This is a genomic window from Marivirga tractuosa DSM 4126 (assembly GCF_000183425.1).
Classification (GTDB): Bacteria; Bacteroidota; Bacteroidia; order Cytophagales; family Cyclobacteriaceae; genus Marivirga; species Marivirga tractuosa.
Genome location: NC_014759.1, coordinates 4,082,186 through 4,098,927 on the forward strand (window position 1 = coordinate 4,082,186; position 16,742 = coordinate 4,098,927).

The 16,742-nt window shown below is 36.1% G+C and carries 15 protein-coding genes and 1 pseudogene; 15 read left to right on the plus strand and 1 reads right to left on the minus strand.

The window, feature by feature from the left end:
• Positions 1-171: 171 nt before the first annotated feature.
• The 15 genes and pseudogenes from FTRAC_RS19495 (at position 172) to lpxB (ending at position 15,476) form a co-directional block, all read left to right on the plus strand.
• The gene (locus FTRAC_RS19495; RefSeq protein ID WP_013455575.1) at positions 172-1,251 is read left to right on the plus strand and encodes a sensor histidine kinase; all 1,080 of its coding nucleotides are present in this window, start codon (positions 172-174) and stop codon (positions 1,249-1,251) included.
• A 193-nt stretch (positions 1,252-1,444) separates the two neighbouring features.
• Positions 1,445-1,708 carry a rhodanese-like domain-containing protein gene (locus FTRAC_RS17285; RefSeq protein WP_013455576.1) on the plus strand — a complete coding sequence of 88 codons (264 nt, stop codon included), beginning with the start codon at positions 1,445-1,447 and terminating at the stop codon, positions 1,706-1,708.
• Positions 1,705-2,019 (plus strand): rhodanese-like domain-containing protein, encoded by a 315-nt coding sequence (locus FTRAC_RS17290; protein WP_013455577.1) that lies wholly within the window; start codon positions 1,705-1,707, stop codon positions 2,017-2,019. The genes FTRAC_RS17285 and FTRAC_RS17290 overlap by 4 nt, the downstream gene beginning before the upstream one ends.
• On the plus strand, positions 2,016-2,222 hold the full coding sequence (locus tag FTRAC_RS17295) for a hypothetical protein (RefSeq protein ID WP_013455578.1): 207 nt from the start codon (positions 2,016-2,018) through the stop codon (positions 2,220-2,222). Before FTRAC_RS17290 ends, FTRAC_RS17295 begins: the two co-directional genes overlap by 4 nt.
• Before the next feature lie 69 nt (positions 2,223-2,291).
• Positions 2,292-2,690, plus strand: a complete 399-nt coding sequence (locus FTRAC_RS17300) for a class I SAM-dependent methyltransferase (RefSeq protein WP_221405909.1) — start codon at positions 2,292-2,294, stop codon at positions 2,688-2,690.
• Positions 2,691-2,744: 54 nt separating this feature from the next.
• Positions 2,745-2,888 carry a hypothetical protein gene (locus FTRAC_RS19940; RefSeq protein WP_221405910.1) on the plus strand — a complete coding sequence of 48 codons (144 nt, stop codon included), beginning with the start codon at positions 2,745-2,747 and terminating at the stop codon, positions 2,886-2,888.
• Positions 2,889-3,160: 272 nt separating this feature from the next.
• Positions 3,161-5,302 (plus strand): annotated as a pseudogene (gene katG / locus FTRAC_RS17305) (catalase/peroxidase HPI).
• Between the two features lie 90 nt (positions 5,303-5,392).
• A complete protein-coding gene (gene yjjX, locus FTRAC_RS17310) occupies positions 5,393-5,923 on the plus strand; it encodes an inosine/xanthosine triphosphatase (protein ID WP_013455579.1) in 531 nt (176 codons plus the stop codon).
• A gap of 279 nt (positions 5,924-6,202) precedes the next feature.
• Positions 6,203-8,413: a catalase/peroxidase HPI gene (gene katG / locus FTRAC_RS17315; protein WP_013455580.1), complete on the plus strand. Its 2,211-nt coding sequence runs from the start codon at positions 6,203-6,205 to the stop codon at positions 8,411-8,413.
• Positions 8,414-8,699: 286 nt separating this feature from the next.
• The gene (locus FTRAC_RS17320) at positions 8,700-9,428 is read left to right on the plus strand and encodes a lysophospholipid acyltransferase family protein (RefSeq protein ID WP_013455581.1); all 729 of its coding nucleotides are present in this window, start codon (positions 8,700-8,702) and stop codon (positions 9,426-9,428) included.
• Positions 9,429-9,716: an Asp-tRNA(Asn)/Glu-tRNA(Gln) amidotransferase subunit GatC gene (gatC, locus tag FTRAC_RS17325; RefSeq protein ID WP_013455582.1), complete on the plus strand. Its 288-nt coding sequence runs from the start codon at positions 9,429-9,431 to the stop codon at positions 9,714-9,716.
• A gap of 4 nt (positions 9,717-9,720) precedes the next feature.
• Complete coding sequence (locus FTRAC_RS17330) at positions 9,721-12,729, plus strand: tetratricopeptide repeat protein (RefSeq protein WP_013455583.1); 3,009 nt, start codon at positions 9,721-9,723, stop codon at positions 12,727-12,729.
• Between the two features lie 77 nt (positions 12,730-12,806).
• A complete protein-coding gene (locus FTRAC_RS17335) occupies positions 12,807-13,526 on the plus strand; it encodes an ABC transporter ATP-binding protein (protein WP_013455584.1) in 720 nt (239 codons plus the stop codon).
• A 153-nt stretch (positions 13,527-13,679) separates the two neighbouring features.
• Entirely contained in the window at positions 13,680-14,330 is a 651-nt protein-coding gene (locus tag FTRAC_RS17340; RefSeq protein ID WP_013455585.1) for a response regulator transcription factor, read from the plus strand.
• A gap of 48 nt (positions 14,331-14,378) precedes the next feature.
• Entirely contained in the window at positions 14,379-15,476 is a 1,098-nt protein-coding gene (gene lpxB, locus FTRAC_RS17345) for a lipid-A-disaccharide synthase (protein WP_013455586.1), read from the plus strand.
• A gap of 12 nt (positions 15,477-15,488) precedes the next feature.
• On the opposite strand, the gene fmt is transcribed toward lpxB, so the two are convergent.
• On the minus strand, positions 15,489-16,406 hold the full coding sequence (gene fmt / locus FTRAC_RS17350) for a methionyl-tRNA formyltransferase (RefSeq protein WP_148230109.1): 918 nt from the start codon (positions 16,404-16,406) through the stop codon (positions 15,489-15,491).
• Positions 16,407-16,742: the final 336 nt, after the last annotated feature.

Genomic DNA, 16,742 nt, shown 5'->3' on the forward strand with positions numbered 1-16,742 from the left:
AGGTTGATAAATGAAGGGTATTCTGACTAAATCGTCTTTGTATATACGTATAAAAAACCTTATCTTCAGAGAATACAACTTTAAACGAACCAATCTGAACATTCAAAATTTAAAAAAGCTCAATCTCGGTCCATAATCTGAAATGTAAAGTGAAATTAACTAAGATTAGATATGAAAGACTTATTGACTTCAGATATCCTGACAAAAACCTTTGACGGTTTACCAACCGGGGTGGGCATTTTTCATGTTCCCGATTTAGATGATATAGAAAGTGTAAGATATGTGTACATGAATAATGTCATTTTGTATGAAATGAGGAAGAATCGAGAGGAGGTTTTTGGCAAACGAATTATGGAAGTTGCCCCCGAAGCTTACGAACACGAGGGAGGTTTAGCAGTGATTGAAACTTATAGAAAGGTAGCTGCTGAGGGAGGAAATGTCGATCTGGGGTTGGTAGAGTATTCTAATCATATGGTGGCAGGAATTTACGAATGCTCCGTGCATTTCATCAAACCTCATTACGTTTATGTGATGCTAAGAAATGTAACGGAACTGGAGAAGGCGAAAAATGAGCTCGAAATTAAAAATCAAGAATTAAGTCGATTTGCTTATATGGCCTCTCATGATTTGAAAGAGCCTTTACGGACGATTTCAAGTCTTGTGCAAATTCTTGAAATCAAATATAAAGGTAAGCTAGATGCGGAGTCTGATAAGATTATTGATTATATATCTCAAGCCTCAATTCGACTAAAAGATTTAATTGACGCTTTGTTGGACTATAGCAATATTGGAAAGGGTAAAATGAAAAAAGAAATTGATTGCAATGAAATAATTGAAGTCATTAAAGAAGATTTGGCTGTAGTCATAAAAGAAACTAATACCATTATTAATACCACTGATTTACCAGTACTTTTGGGATTGGAGGCTGAATTGAGAATGCTCTTCCAAAATCTTATAAGCAATGGAATCAAATTCAGTAAAGCCGAAACTAGCCCAATCATCAATATTTCTGCAAGTCATGAAAACGGATGGACTTTCAAAGTTGAAGATAATGGTATTGGAATTGATCCTAAATATAAGGAAAAGATATTCAGTATTTTTGAACGTCTGCATACCAAAGAAGAATATGAAGGAGCAGGAATTGGATTAGCTCATTGTAAGAAAGTTGTGGAATTGCATAATGGTCGAATATGGGTTGAATCTACTCCAGGCATCGGAAGTTCATTTTATTTTTCAATCTCTGAATCATGAATGGGAGTTGGATCCTTTAAAATTTCAAAGGTACTGGTAAATCTCTGCAATTGTTAAATTTGCATAATTCGGTAGTACTGGAATACCAAAAAGAAAAAAAGCTTTCCATAAGTTTCTTTCTTTGTAACTTCTGTTACCATCCTATCCGTTGAAAGTCCGTTACTTAGCATTGTGATTCAAAAAAAAGAGATAAATGAAAGATTCAAATAGAACAATAATTGACGTAAGGTCAGAAGGAGAATTTGCAATGGGACATGCACAAGATGCACTCAATATCCCTTTAAATGAAGTAGAAGCTAGAGCTGAAGAAATTGCGAAAATAGAGGGAGAAATTATTTTGTGCTGCGCTTCAGGAAACAGAAGTGGAATGGCACAACAAATTTTACAATCAAAAGGAATTGATTGCCATAATGGAGGTTCTTGGTTTGCAGCAGAAAATTATGCAATGGCCTTATGAGTTTCTTAAGAAAATTATTCGGATTAGGCCCAGCTGTGGACTGGAAAGCATTGGCAGATGAAGGAGCTATCATTTTAGATGTGAGAACAAAAGGAGAATTTCAAGGAGGGCATATCAAAAATGCTTTGAATATTCCTGTAGATAGCATTTCCTCTAATTTATCCAAATTGAAAAGTAAAGATAAGCCTATAATTACTTGCTGTGCTTCGGGAATGAGAAGCGGCACTGCCAAGAGTATTTTAAAATCAAAGGGCTATGAAAAAGTGTATAATGGTGGGGCTTGGACTTCACTCAATAGAAAAATAGCATGAATAAAACTATTTTACATACTCCCTGGACTTTTATGCGCTGGCTTAGGTTGGCAATAGGTCTATATCTAGTGTTCGTAGGGATAACTGAGCCCGATATATTGGCAGGAAGTATAGGCGCAGTCTTCAGCTTTTTAGCTTTGTTCAATCAAGGCTGCGGTGGAGGTAGCTGTGCTAATGGAAATTGCGATATTCCGAAAAAATAGTTTTAGAACCTAGAGTCTAGCACCTAGATAAGTCTTGATTCTAGGATCTAGATTCTAAAAATCTCATCAATGAAAGAATTTTGGAATGAAAGGTATGCGAAAAATGAATTCATTTATGGTACGGAACCCAATGAATTTCTTCGTGAAGAATTAGAAAATTTACCAATAGGTAAAATTATTTTGCCCTGTGACGGAGAAGGTAGAAATGCTGTTTTTGCAGCCAAATTAGGGTGGCAGGTTAGTGCTTTTGATTATAGTTCTTCAGCTAAGGAAAAAGCTGTCGCTTTAGCCAAACAGGAAAGAGTAAGTCCACATTATGAAGTTGCTGATATTCACGAAAAGGAATTCAAAGAAAATTCAGCAGATGTGGTAGCACTCATTTATGCTCATTTCCCTGCTGAATTAAGAAAAATTGCTCATCAGAAAGCAGTAAAATGGCTGAAGCCAGGAGGAAAACTTATTTTGTAAGCCTTCAATCCCAAACAACTCAGTAATGAATCAGGTGGGCCAAAAAATATCGAATTGCTTTATACGGAAGATCTTTTAAGAGAAGATTTTAAAGATTTAGAAATCGAAACAATGGAAAGTTTGGAAACATATTTATCTGAAGGTGATTTTCATAATGGGAAAGCAAATGTGATAAGAATTCTGGCAACGAAGCAGTGAAAATTACTTTTAGGATTTCTTCTCCTGTTAATATTATTGATTTTATCTATATCTATATTTATAGAATCGACATTATTGAATGTTGATACATATAATATTAAATCTATATTTGCTTTGACAATAATTTTTTAAATGATAAAACTATGAAAAGAATTAGCACAATATTAATAGTTTTCGTTGTCGGCTTGATTTTGACAGCCTGCGGAAATGAGGAGACTAAAACAGCAGAAGCAGACGGTTATTCTGGTGCTACAAAAAGAAGCCAATCAGCAATGAAGGCAAGTCAATTAACTGATTGGTGGCCAAACAGATTGGATTTAAGCATTTTGAGACAAAATTCTGAAATGTCTGATCCATTAAATAAGGATTTTGATTACAAAGAGGCTTTTAGAAGTGTTGATTATGCTACTTTGAAAGAGGATATTGCCAAAACGCTGAAAGATTCAAAGGAATGGTGGCCGGCAGATTATGGACATTACGGACCTTTCATGATTCGTATGGCCTGGCACAGTGCCGGAACCTATAGAACTGGAGACGGAAGAGGTGGCTCTAGATCAGGACAGCAAAGATTTGCACCTATCAATAGCTGGCCTGATAACGCAAACCTTGATAAAGCCAGAAGATTAATGTGGCCAGTGAAACAAAAGTATGGTAACAAAATTTCCTGGGCGGATTTGATGATCTTAACTGGTAATGTGGCTTTAGAAGATATGGGCTTTAAAACCATAGGTTTTGCAGGGGGAAGAGAAGATGTTTACGAACCAGAACTAGATGTTTACTGGGGTTCTGAGGAAAAATGGTTGAGTGATAGGGACCGGTATTCAGGAGATAGGGAATTAGAAGATCCCTTGGCAGCGGTTCAAATGGGCTTGATTTATGTGAATCCAGAAGGACCAAATGGAAATCCTGATCCAATAGCAGCAGCACATGATATCAGAGAAACATTTGGTAGAATGGGAATGAATGATGAAGAAACTGTGGCTTTGATAGCAGGAGGGCATACGCTAGGAAAAGCGCACGGAGCAGGGCCAGCAGATAATGTAGGGAAAGCACCTGCTGGGGCAGATATGGAAGAACAAGGCTTTGGATGGAAAAGCTCTTACAAATCAGGTAAAGGAAAAGATGCGATCACTTCTGGCTTAGAAGTTACATGGACTAATACTCCAGCAAAATGGAGTCATGGTTATTTAATGAGTTTATTTGAAAATGAATGGGAATTAACCAAAAGTCCTGCAGGAGCTCATCAGTGGGTGGCTAAAGATCCTAAAGTAATGGTACCAGATGCTTTTGATTCTACTAAAAAGCTTAAACCAACTATGTTTACTACTGATTTATCTTTAAGAGAAGATCCTGCTTATGCTAAAATCTCTCGTAAATTTTTAGAGAACCCTGCCTTATTCAATGATGCATTTGCAAAGGCTTGGTTTAAATTGACTCATAGAGATATGGGACCTAATTCAACTTATTTAGGACCTGAAGTGCCAAAACAAGATTTCATCTGGCAAGATCCAATTCCTGCAGTTGATCATCCTTTAGTAAACGCTGATGATATTACCAAGCTAAAAACTCAAATTTTAAATTCTGATCTGTCTATCAGTGAAGTAGTTTCAACTGCTTGGGCTTCTGCATCTACTTACAGAGACTCTGATAGAAGAGGTGGAGCAAATGGTGCGCATATTCAATTGTCGCCTATGAAAGATTGGAAAGTAAACAACCCATCTCAATTGCAAAAGGTGTTGGAAATCTATAGAGGTATTCAAGAAGAATTTCATAAAACATCAGGCAGTAGAAAAATATCAATGGCTGATATGATTGTTTTAGGTGGTGCAGCCGGAATAGAGCAAGCCGCTAAAAATGCTGGATATAGTGTAAAAGTACCATTCACTCCAGGTAGAATGGATGCTAAACAAGATCAAGTGGATGTAGAATCTATGAACTTACTGGAACCAATAGCAGATGGCTTTAGAAATTATCTTAAAACCAGATACACTATTTCTACTGAAGAATTATTGGTGGATAAAGCCCAATTATTGACTTTAACTCCTCCTGAAATGACTGTTTTAGTAGGTGGAATGAGAGCGCTTGATGCTAATTATGATGGTTCTAAACATGGAATTTTCTCTGACAAAAAAGACCTATTGACTAATGAGTTCTTTGTTAATCTTTTGGATATGAGTACAGTTTGGGAGCCAACTGATGATACTAAAGAACAATTTATAGGTAAAGACAGAAGCTCAGGTGAACAAAAATATACAGCTACAAGAGCAGATTTAGTTTTCGGTTCTCATTCTGAATTAAGAGCTTTAGCTGAAGTTTATGCTTAAGCTGATTCAAAAGAAATGTTTGTGAATGATTTCGTGGCAGCATGGGATAAGGTCATGAAGTTGGATAGGTTTGATTTAATCTATCAATAAAAGTTTAATATGAATTCCAATTTGAAAAGCCAGGCAGAAAAGTCTGGCTTTTCTTATATTTAGGCGATTCAAATTTCACAGTTTCTACCTATGCCATTAAAAGTAATCATAGCCTCCAAAAACCCGGTTAAAATCGCAGCTACCAAAGCAGCTTTTCAAAGAAAATTCAGAGAACAATCTTTCGAATATGAAGGGATGTCCGTTCCTTCTGATGTTAGCGACCAACCGATGACGCATAATGAAACTCAAGAAGGCGCTTATAACCGAGCAAATAATGCTAAAATTAAATATCCAAATGCTGATTATTGGGTTGGCATCGAAGGAGGAATTCATGATGATGAATTTGGCATGCAAGCTTTTGCTTGGATGGTTGTTCTTACAAAAGAAAAATTAAGTCAAGCACAAACGGCAGTTTTTTATTTACCCGAACCTATTGCCAAAATGGTAAGGGAAGGAGTCGAGCTTGGGGAAGCCGATGATCAATATTTTGGTCGGTCAAACTCTAAGCAAAAAGATGGTGCTGTTGGGATTTTGACCAATGGCGAAATTGATAGAAAGGCTTACTATGAACATGCCATGATCATGGCACTTATCCCATTTGCTGAGAACGTACACAATTGAAAAGTAGTCTTGTTGGATTTATAGAAGAAAAATCGATGATTCGTTTTCTTGATTGGCACTTACTATGACTAAAATCATCATTAAAGCTAAAAATGGTTTTATGATGATTTTATACTTTTAAATGCAGCTACTATTCTCTATCTTAAGAAGAATTACGGAGGTCTTATTTGTAATCTCTAATTATAGCTTTTATCTATATCGATATAAAAACTATAGATAAAAAGTATTGATATAAATTCGTAACTTACTAACTGAAATCAAAAATAAAATTTTTCAACTATGGAACATATGAGTAATCTGGGAGACGTAGGAAAGTGTCCCGTAATGCATGGCGGTAATACTAAAATTGGTGGTAATGGCTCTATGAATAAAGATTGGTGGCCCAACCAGTTAAATCTTGGGATTTTACATCAACATTCTTCCAAATCAAATCCCTTAGGAGAAGATTTTGATTATGCTGAAGCGTTTAAAAAAGTAAATCTTAAAGAACTAAAAATAGATATTGAGAAAGTATTGACCACTTCACAAGATTGGTGGCCAGCTGATTATGGACATTACGGACCTTTCATGATCCGGATGGCGTGGCATAGTGCAGGTACCTATAGAACAGGTGATGGTCGTGGTGGCGCAGGCACAGGAAATCAACGATTTGCACCTGTGAATAGCTGGCCAGACAACGGTAACTTGGATAAAGCTAGAAGACTGCTTTGGCCTATCAAGCAAAAATATGGAAATAGCGTTTCCTGGGCAGATTTATTTATTCTGACAGGAAATGTAGCTTTAGAATCAATGGGATTCAAAACATTCGGTTTTGGTGGAGGTCGTGAAGATATTTTCCAACCTGAAGAAGACATTTATTGGGGTGCAGAAGATACTTGGCTAGGCAACAATCGCTACTCAGGTGAAAGAGATTTGGAAGATCCTTTAGCAGCAGTGCAAATGGGATTGATTTACGTTAACCCTGAAGGTCCAGATGGTAATCCTGATCCTCAAAAATCAGCTTATGACATCCGTGAGACTTTCAAGCGTATGGCAATGAATGATTATGAAACCGTTGCTTTAACAGCAGGTGGACATACATTTGGTAAAACTCATGGTGCTGGAGATGCAGCTTTAGTGGGACCTGAGCCGGAAGCTGCACCAATCGAGCAAATGGGCCTCGGTTGGATCAGTAGTCATAAAAGCGGTAAAGGAAGAGATACTATTACTAGTGGATTAGAGGGTGCTTGGACGCCAACTCCTACACAATGGGATATGAGTTATTTTGATGTTCTTTTTGGATATGATTGGGAATTATCGAAAAGTCCTGCTGGAGCGCATCAATGGGTGCCGAAAAACATAGCGGATAAAGATAAAGCGCCTGATGCGGAAGATGCATCGATTAAAGTAGGCATTATGATGACTACTGCAGATATGGCCATGAAGGTAGATCCTGATTACCGTAAGATATCAGAACATTTCCATAAAAACCCAGAGGAATTTGCAGATGCTTTTGCTAGAGCTTGGTTTAAATTAACTCATAGAGATATGGGGCCGAAAGTTCGATACCTAGGACCTGAAGTTCCTAAGGAAGATTTAGATTGGCAAGATCCAATTCCTGCAGTTGATTATGAAATCATTAATAGGCAGGATGTAAAAGAGCTAAAAGCTCAAATTTTAGAAACGGGTCTTTCAGTTTCTGAATTGGTTTATACGGCTTGGTCTTCTGCTTCAACTTTCAGAGGTTCAGATAAAAAAGGTGGTGCTAATGGTGCCAGAATCGCTTTAACTCCTCAAAAGGATTGGGAAGTGAATCAGCCTGCTCAATTATCAAAAGTATTGAATGCATTGACTGATATTCAGAAGAAATTCAATGATGCGCAGTCTGGAAATAAGAAAGTTTCGTTGGCCGATTTAATAGTATTAGGTGGTTGTGCAGCCATAGAGAAAGCAGCTAAAGATGCAGGACATAGCGTAGAAGTACCATTTACTCCAGGTCGTGCCGATACTACTCAGGACTTAACGGATGTGGAATCTTTCGAGTGGTTGAAGCCTGAAGCAGATGGTTTTAGAAACTACAGAAGAACTGCATTCACCGTTCCGGATGAAGAAATGTTAATAGACAAAGCACAGTTGCTAGAGCTAAGTGCTCCTGAAATGACGGTTTTGATTGGAGGTTTGAGAGCTTTGGATGCAAATTATAATAATTCAAAGCATGGGGTTTTAACGAAAACGCCAGGTAAATTGACCAACGATTTCTTTGTGAATATTACGGATATCAATACCGAGTGGGCACCAGCCAAAGAAGATGATATCTTTGAGGCAAAAGATAGAAAAACAGGCGAGAAGAAATGGACAGCTACAAGAGTTGACCTTGTATTTGGTTCTAACTCTCAGTTGAGAGCCATTTCAGAAGTTTATGCCCAAAATGATACTAAGGAGAAATTTGTAAAAGATTTCGTGAAAGCTTGGGATAAGGTGATGAATCTAGACAGATTTGAGTTAGAATAATATTCCATATTCGAAGATAAATTGAAAAGGCATCCGCTTCTAGCGGGTGCCTTTTTTGCTTGTTGAAGCTATTAGGATAAAAAATATCTTAAAGGAAGGCTTCCATATTTTCTTTTAGCTGAAAATCATTTAGTTTTACTGTCTTTTATGAATTCAATTTTTGTCATTTTAGAAAAGTAAACCACAGTGACGTGGCTTTATAAATCTCGCTCACTTTAATCCCGAGTAATGGAAAATTCCTTCTTTTTTAGTTCATTTGTCATTTGCAATTTTTAGGATTTAAATAATGCAGCATTTTTTTAAGCAAATATACACACTCTGGTGTGCCATTGTATTCATTGGTCTTTTTCTGCTGTTATTTCCTTTTTTCTTGATTATTATTTTAGTGCCCGCATGGCATAAGCATTGTTATTACCTCAATAAGTTCTGGGCTTCAGTAGCCTTGTTTTTGGTGGGCATTAAAACTGAAATTTGTGGATTGGAAAACCTTAATCCTAGACTTCAATATGTTTTTTGTGCCAACCACTTTTCATTGTTGGACATAGTGAGTTTTGGTTTTGCTCCCCATTCCGTGGTTTATGTTGGCAAAAGTTCATTAGCAAAGGTGCCGTTATTTGGCTTTATGTTCAAAAAATTGCATGTTACAGTCAATCGAAAAAGCTTAAAGGGACGTTATAAATCTTTGCAACAGGCACTTGAGAAAATGGGCAATGAACGTTCCTTAGTAATGTTTCCTGAAGGAGGTATTATGTCAAGGAATATCCCCGAAATGACCCGTTTTAAAGATGGAGCTTTTCGTGCGGCAATTACTAAACAAATTCCACTTGTGCCTGTGACTCTTCCGGATAATTGGATAATTTTACCGGATGAAAAAATTCCTCTAATTAGCAGGAAGAAGATGAGGATGATTTATCACCAACCCATTTCAACTGAAGGGCTCACTATGGATGATGTGCCTTCCTTAAAAGAAAAGGTTTTTAAAGTGATAGCTAAAGAATTAAAGAAATATCATTAGATGAGTATCAATAAAGAGACCTTGGAAAAAATTGCTCACCTTGCTCGTTTGGAGTTTGATGAGAAATCAGAAGAAAAGATGTTGAAAGATATGAACAACATGCTTTCATTCGTTGAGAAATTACAGGAATTGGATACTGATAATGTGGAACCTCTGCAAGCAATGTCTTTTGAAATCAATCAAATGCGCGAAGATAAGATAAAAGAACATCTGTCTCGTGAGAAAGGACTTAAGAATGCGCCTAAGAAAGACCAAGAGTATTTCAGAGTACCAAAAGTAATAGAATAAACCTATGGCTAGATTAGATTTTTGGAAGGATTGGAAATTAAGATACAGGGGCATTTACCAGGTGCTCCTTTTTATTTTTCTTTTATCGGTTGCTTACAGTTTTTATAATCAAAGCAATAGCAATGATTTGTCTGCTCCAATGGATGTGGTTCGAAAGACGCAAAGTATTGAATTATCTCTCCAGAATGTTCAGGATTTTATATTTGAATTACCTATACCGGCACGTAATTATGTAATTTTTCAGGGGTTTTTAGCATTGGAGTCAGGCTTTGAACTTAGTGGTACGTATTTATTGATTGCTATTGTGTTTTGCTGCTTTTCAATACTGATGACTGCTTCTACATATTTGAGTCGATGGTGGTTTATTATTTTTCAATCGGTTTTTGTAATCTGGTTAATCACACTCAAGCTGCCGTATTTGGAAATATTAGGAGTGGATAACCAGATGTTCACTTTCATATTTGTTGGATTAATTTTAGCAGTTGGCTACTATTTTCATGCATTTAAAGAAGATGCAGGCTTGTTTCAACGTTGGTTAGCTTTTGCATTGATTTTAATAGCCTTGCTGTTGCTTGTCATTTTAGGATCACCTGTTGAAGCCCCGGTTGTTTTCATGGCTCATCACGGAATAATAGTGCCAGTCATCTTATCAATTATCTTCATTTTTAATGTTGCATATGAGATTATACTGCACATCCTCTATATTTTAGCAGCAAAGAAAAATAGTGACGGTAGCTCTAACCTGATTCATTTTATCGTACTATCTATGCTTTACTTGGTATATGTAGGCTTAACATTTGCTAAAAATGATAATCTAATTGACTGGAACATAGTCTATATCAATGAATTCGTGTTATTAGGAATATCAGCGGTTTTAGGTATTTGGGGATATAAAAAGAGGAGTGAGTTGATTGGGAATCAACTCAGTTTTCGTCCGCTCGGTGGTTATGTTTACTTAGTCTTAGGTATTTTGACTTTTTCAGTTCTGGCTTGGGTATTCAAAAATGGGAACGATCCTTTAATGGATACCTTTGAAGATACCATCATTTTCTCTCATTTAGGCTTTGGTGTTTTATTTTTCTTTTATGTACTCTATAATTTTGTGGGCCTTCTTAACGCTGGTCATAGTGTTTATCCTGTAGTATTTCGGCCAGTTAATATTCCTTATAATTTAGTGCGCTTTGTTGGATTTGGGATTGTAGTGGTGTTAGTTCTCCGCGTGTCTTATTTGCCATATTATCAAGCAATTTCCGGTTATTACAATGGCTTGGCAGATTATTACGAATACATAGAAGAAGATGAAAAGGCAGAAACAACTTATAAAATCGCAAGGCAATATGCTTCCACTTCTCACAAGCATAATTTCAAAATTGGACAGATAGAATATAAAGATAAAAATTGGGTTGAAGCATCTGCTTATTTTAAACAAGCAAATTTTAAGCGTCCAAGTGTTCAAGCATACATTAACAGAGCTCAGGCTCAATTGAATGCTAGTTTAATTTTTGAAGCCTTATTTACATTGGAAGATGCTCAAAAAGACTTTCCCGATAATGGGTATTTGCTTAATATGAAGGGTTTAGTTTATGAAAGACTGAACAAGACGGATTCTGCCTTCATATATTTTGATGCAGCAGAAAGGACTTCTACCTCCAAGCAGGTGTCAGAAATTGCTTCAGTAAATCGTTTAGGGCTTTTTGCAAAAAATTCAATTGATGAAGACTTGCCTGAACAAGCCTCACTAAATAATAAGCCAGTAGCATATCAAGCTAATTATTTAGCTTTAGCTAACAGAAAGCGAGAATTTATTGATAGCATTAGTTTGAATTCTGAAAAAATCCCTAAAGCTTTAACCTATAATGATTTCTCTTTCATTTTTAATTACACACTTAATAAAACACTAAATAATCAAGAGTTTGAGACAGATACTATTCTTGGCTTAACCAAACTATCAGAAAATGAAGATTTTGCTAAGTCGTTAAATTATGCTGTTTCTTCTCGCTTGAATTATTCAGCAAGAATCAATGAAGCTTACAGCTATATCTATTCTCTTGAAAATGCAGATATTTCTGATGCTGGATTTTACTATTTGGTTCATGGGTTATGGCTGCTAGATCAGCAAGCTTATGCGAAAGCGGCAGAGCATTTTAGAAAAGCAGCTAATTTGAAAATGAGTAAGGCGAAAACTTATGAAGCCATCGCCCTTATTTTGGATGAAAGATTGTATGAGGCGGCTCAAGTTTACAATAAACAAGTTGAAACTGAATCAATTGCAGAGAGCTATCTCGATAAAGATCCTTTATATCAATTCCTTCAAGGAAACACTCAAAAGCTTCCAGATAGTTTTCTTTATCTGTGGTTAAGAACAAATCCTTCTTTGCAGCCGAATGAAAAGGACTCCATTAAAAATCACATAAAGGACTCTCCATTCTTTGCTTTATTTAGTTTGAAAGAATCAGAGGATGATATTATAAATGGTAATTATGCTGATGCAAAAGAAGCATTAACTAGTCTTAATATTCCCGCTGAAGAGGAAGGTTTACTTATTTATCAAAATAATTTGATTGCAGCTTTGGCCGCACTTTCTAATGATCAAGAGTTGGTGCAATTGGTTGAAAAGTCCACTCTTTCTGTTTATCCCTATAACTATAAATTCTTGTGGAAGTCCTTTCTCGAAATTGAAAAGGGCAATCAGGATAAGGCAGAAGAGCTGATAGTGGCATTTGGAAGACAAAATGCATTTTTCGAAGTTGGAGTTCTTTTTGCAAGTCAATATTTAAATGGAAAAGATGAAATGGAAAAGGCTTATGAAATTTTAGTGGAGGCAAGTCGTTTAAATCCGAATAGTGTTGAGATTTTAAAATCTTATACACTTCAGGCCTTGCGATTGAATTTAGTTTCATACGCTGAAGATGCTTATGAAGAATTAGGAAGTTTATTGAGCACGGAAGAATGGACGGAATTCTCGGAAAAATATCAAGAAATAGCTAAAGAAATGGACGAAATACCTTGGTAATTTCCGTTTATCAAAATATAGTTGCACTACACTTAACAACAACTTAAATTTCAAAAAAACTGTCAATATAATATCTAATGGGAAACTCTGTAATTCAAACAAAAGATATAGCCAAAATCTATAAAATGGGAACTGAAACGGTGGAAGCCCTCAAATCAGTTACTATTAATATTGATAAAGGTGAATATGTAGCTTTCATGGGACCATCAGGTTCTGGCAAATCTACTTTAATGAATATAATTGGTTGTCTTGATACTCCAACAAGAGGTACCTATGAATTAGCAGGTCAAAATGTAAGCGAAACTTCAGAAAATGATCTAGCCGAAATAAGAAATAAAGAAATCGGCTTCGTATTTCAAACCTTTAATTTATTACCCAGACAATCATCACTTGAAAACGTAGCATTACCTTTAGTTTATGCAGGTTTTAGTAAATCGCAAAGGGAAGAAAGAGCGTTGGAAGTATTAGGAAGCGTAGGGCTTGCCGATAGAGCCTATCATAAACCTAACGAACTTTCAGGTGGTCAGCGTCAAAGAGTCGCTATTGCAAGAGCTTTGGTTAATAACCCAAGTATCATATTGGCCGATGAACCAACGGGTAACCTAGACACGAAAACATCCTATGAGATCATGGAGTTGTTCCAGATGTTGCACGATCAAGGAAATACAATTGTTATGGTGACGCACGAAGATGATATAGCCCAATATGCTCATAGAATTATCAGGATGCGTGATGGGTTGGTTGAGTCAGATAATATTAATAATGATATTACAAGAGTTGGAGCCGAATCGGTTTAGTGTTTAATAGCATATATTATTATTTTTATTGGGGATTGTTTTAAGTATTATCGAATAGTTTTATTTATTTGATCATACTTTCACTTCTTTCCAGTTGCAAATTTATATTTTTATCAGCGTTGTTTCTCAACTCGAATAATTTTAGATTTGAATATGATTGATAAACCAAACCCAATTAAATTGATAATTGCAGATGACCATGAGATTTTAGCAAATGGAATGGCATCAATTCTGGCAAAGCAAGCTGATTTTGAAATGTTGGGAACTGCTCAAAATGGCAGAGAGGTTTTAGAAATGATGGCAATAAATCCTGCTGATGTTATAGTGATGGATTTGAACATGCCCGTTTTGGATGGAATTGAAACAACTCAAATCCTTAAAAAAACATATCCTAAAGTTAAAGTATTAATCTTGTCGATGTTTGATAGAGAAGGCTACATTCAAAATGCTCTTGATATAGGAGTGGATGGATATGTCTTAAAGAATATAGGTGAAAAAGAAATAATCTCCGCTATTCATAGAATCCTGGAAGGGAAAACTTATTTTTCTCAGGATGTAATGGAAAAGGTTGCTATAAAAATGAGGCATGAGCCAGAACCAGGGATAAAGCTATCGGCTACTGAAAGGAAGATGCTAAAATATTTAAGTGAAGGTGATACCTCTGGCGAAATATCTGAAAAAATGAATTTAGCTACTAATAGCGTAATGTCATACCGAAAACTGCTGTTGCAGAAATTTGAAGCTAAAAATGTGTCCCACATGATAAAAATGGCTTACGAAAAAGGCTATTTGGGAAAACCCTAATGAATTCAAAAGCAATTATCTTAGCTTTGAACTGCAAATCCTAGAAACATGAAATATTATATAATTGCGGGGGAACGTTCAGGCGATCTGCATGGAGGTAACTTAATCAAAGCTTTGAAAGCTACAGATTCTCAAGCTGAAGTCAGATGTTGGGGAGGAGAAGAGATGCGAAATGCTGGTGGTGAGCTAGTAGTCCATTATCGTGAGATGGCATATATGGGTTTTTGGGAAGTACTTGTTCATCTTAAGGCCATCAAAAAGAAAATTAATTTTTGTAAAGAAGATATATTGTCCTTTCAACCAGATGCATTGATCTTGATTGATTATGCAGGCTTTAATCTTAGAATTGCAAAATTTGCTTCCCAACATAATATCCCTGTTCACTATTATATCTCTCCCAAAATCTGGGCTTGGAATCAAAAAAGAGCTTATAAAATCAAGAGGTTTGTAGATTATATGTATGTAATTCTGCCTTTTGAAAAGGAGTTCTATCGAAAATTCGATTTTGAGGTAGATTATGTTGGAAATCCCTTACTAGATGCCATTAAGGCCTATAAGCCAAACAAAGATTTTCAGTACAAGGGACAAGATGTAATTGCCGTTTTGCCTGGCAGCCGTAAACAGGAGGTTAGGGCTATGATGGAAAACCTACAAGGCATTGCTGTAGATTTTCCTGAGGAACATTTTGTTATAGCAGGCGTGTCTAACCTAGAAACAGAACTTTATGATGGATGGCAACAAATTGAAAATGTAGATTTGATTTTCGATCAAACCTATGATTTACTGTCTCATTCCAAAGCAGCTTTAGTTACTTCCGGAACAGCTACTTTAGAAACTGCTCTTTTTGAAGTACCCCAAGTGGTGGTGTATAAAACGGGTAAAATTTCCTTTGCCATTGCAAAAAGAGTGGTGAAAGTAGAGTTTATTTCCTTAGTAAATTTGATACTAGATAAAGAAGCGGTCAGAGAATTGATTCAAGATGAATTTAATCCATCAAATCTCAAAAATGAATTTGAGAAAATTTTACCCGGTGGAGAAAACACGGAATCCATTTTAAAAGATTACAAGCAGCTAAAAGAAATGCTGGGAGCGGAGAATACTTCTCAAATTACAGCTGAGTTGATGGTGAATAGGGTTCAGGGATAGTTTTTATTGAACTCAAATATCATTCCCCCTAAAAAAGTCAGCGATTCCCATTCTTTTTTTTCCCTCAGGTTGAATCACTTTTAATGCTAAAATGCCCGGTTTACATTGGATATGAAGATAACTTTTGTGATCTGTGTTGATCTTTCCAATTTCGCCAGATTTATTGGCGTCAATAATTGAACTTTGATGGATTTTATATTTTTTGTCATTAATTATTGCCCAAGCTGTGGGAAAAGGATTTAATCCTCTTACATAATTATATAGTTTTTCAGCTGGTTCATTCCAATCTAGCTCAGTGTTTTCTTTGAATAGCTTAGGTGCATGCTTTAACTCTTGGTTTTCATCTTGAGCAGTGAGGTCATAGTCTTCATTCTCTATGGCTTTTACCGTTTTTAAAACTAAGCCCGCTCCTTTTTTCATTAACCTACTGTAGACCTCACCAGTTGTATCGTTAGGAGAGATAGCTTCTTTTTCTTGTAAAATAACGCTTCCTGTATCAATTTCATGTTTAAGGAAAAAGGTAGTCAAGCCTGTTTCTGTTTCACCATTCATAACCGCCCAATGGATAGGGGCAGCACCTCTGTATTGCGGAAGAAGTGAAGCATGCAAATTGAAAGTCCCTATTTCTGGCATTGACCAGACCGCTTCTGGCAACATCCTAAAAGCCACAACGATCTGTAAATTAGCATTCAAAGATTTCAATTCTTTCTGAAATTCAGGATCTTTTAGATTTGTAGGTTGTAAAACAGGGAGTCCAACTGATAAAGCATATTCTTTTACGGGTGATTGCGATAATTTTTGACCTCTCCCTTTGGGCTTATCAGGAGCAGTGATAACCGCAACAATATCATAATTATTCTCAACTAATATTTCCAATGAAGGCACTGCAAAATCAGGCGTGCCCATATATACGATCCTTAATTTTTTCATAGAGTGCAAAGTTAAAAATAACGATTGGGAATATTGAGGATTAATACTTTTTAAACTTATTCTAGATTGCTAGGTAATATATTGTCAGCTTTTGCTAAGCTATTAGAATACTGCCTTCGCTCCTGGCAGCTGCCGGGTGAACAGCACGGAATTCCAAGTTTCACACCATAACTATTTTCTTTTCTTCTAATATTGATCCGTGCGTCTTTCCCCTTTCGGGTAATTAAAGGGGGCTTTTGAGGAGATTATAGAGAGGCTGATTATTTTTCTCTAAAGCAGAAAAAAGATTAAATCAAATCCATTCTTTTAAACTACAGTACGATTATTGCTATATTG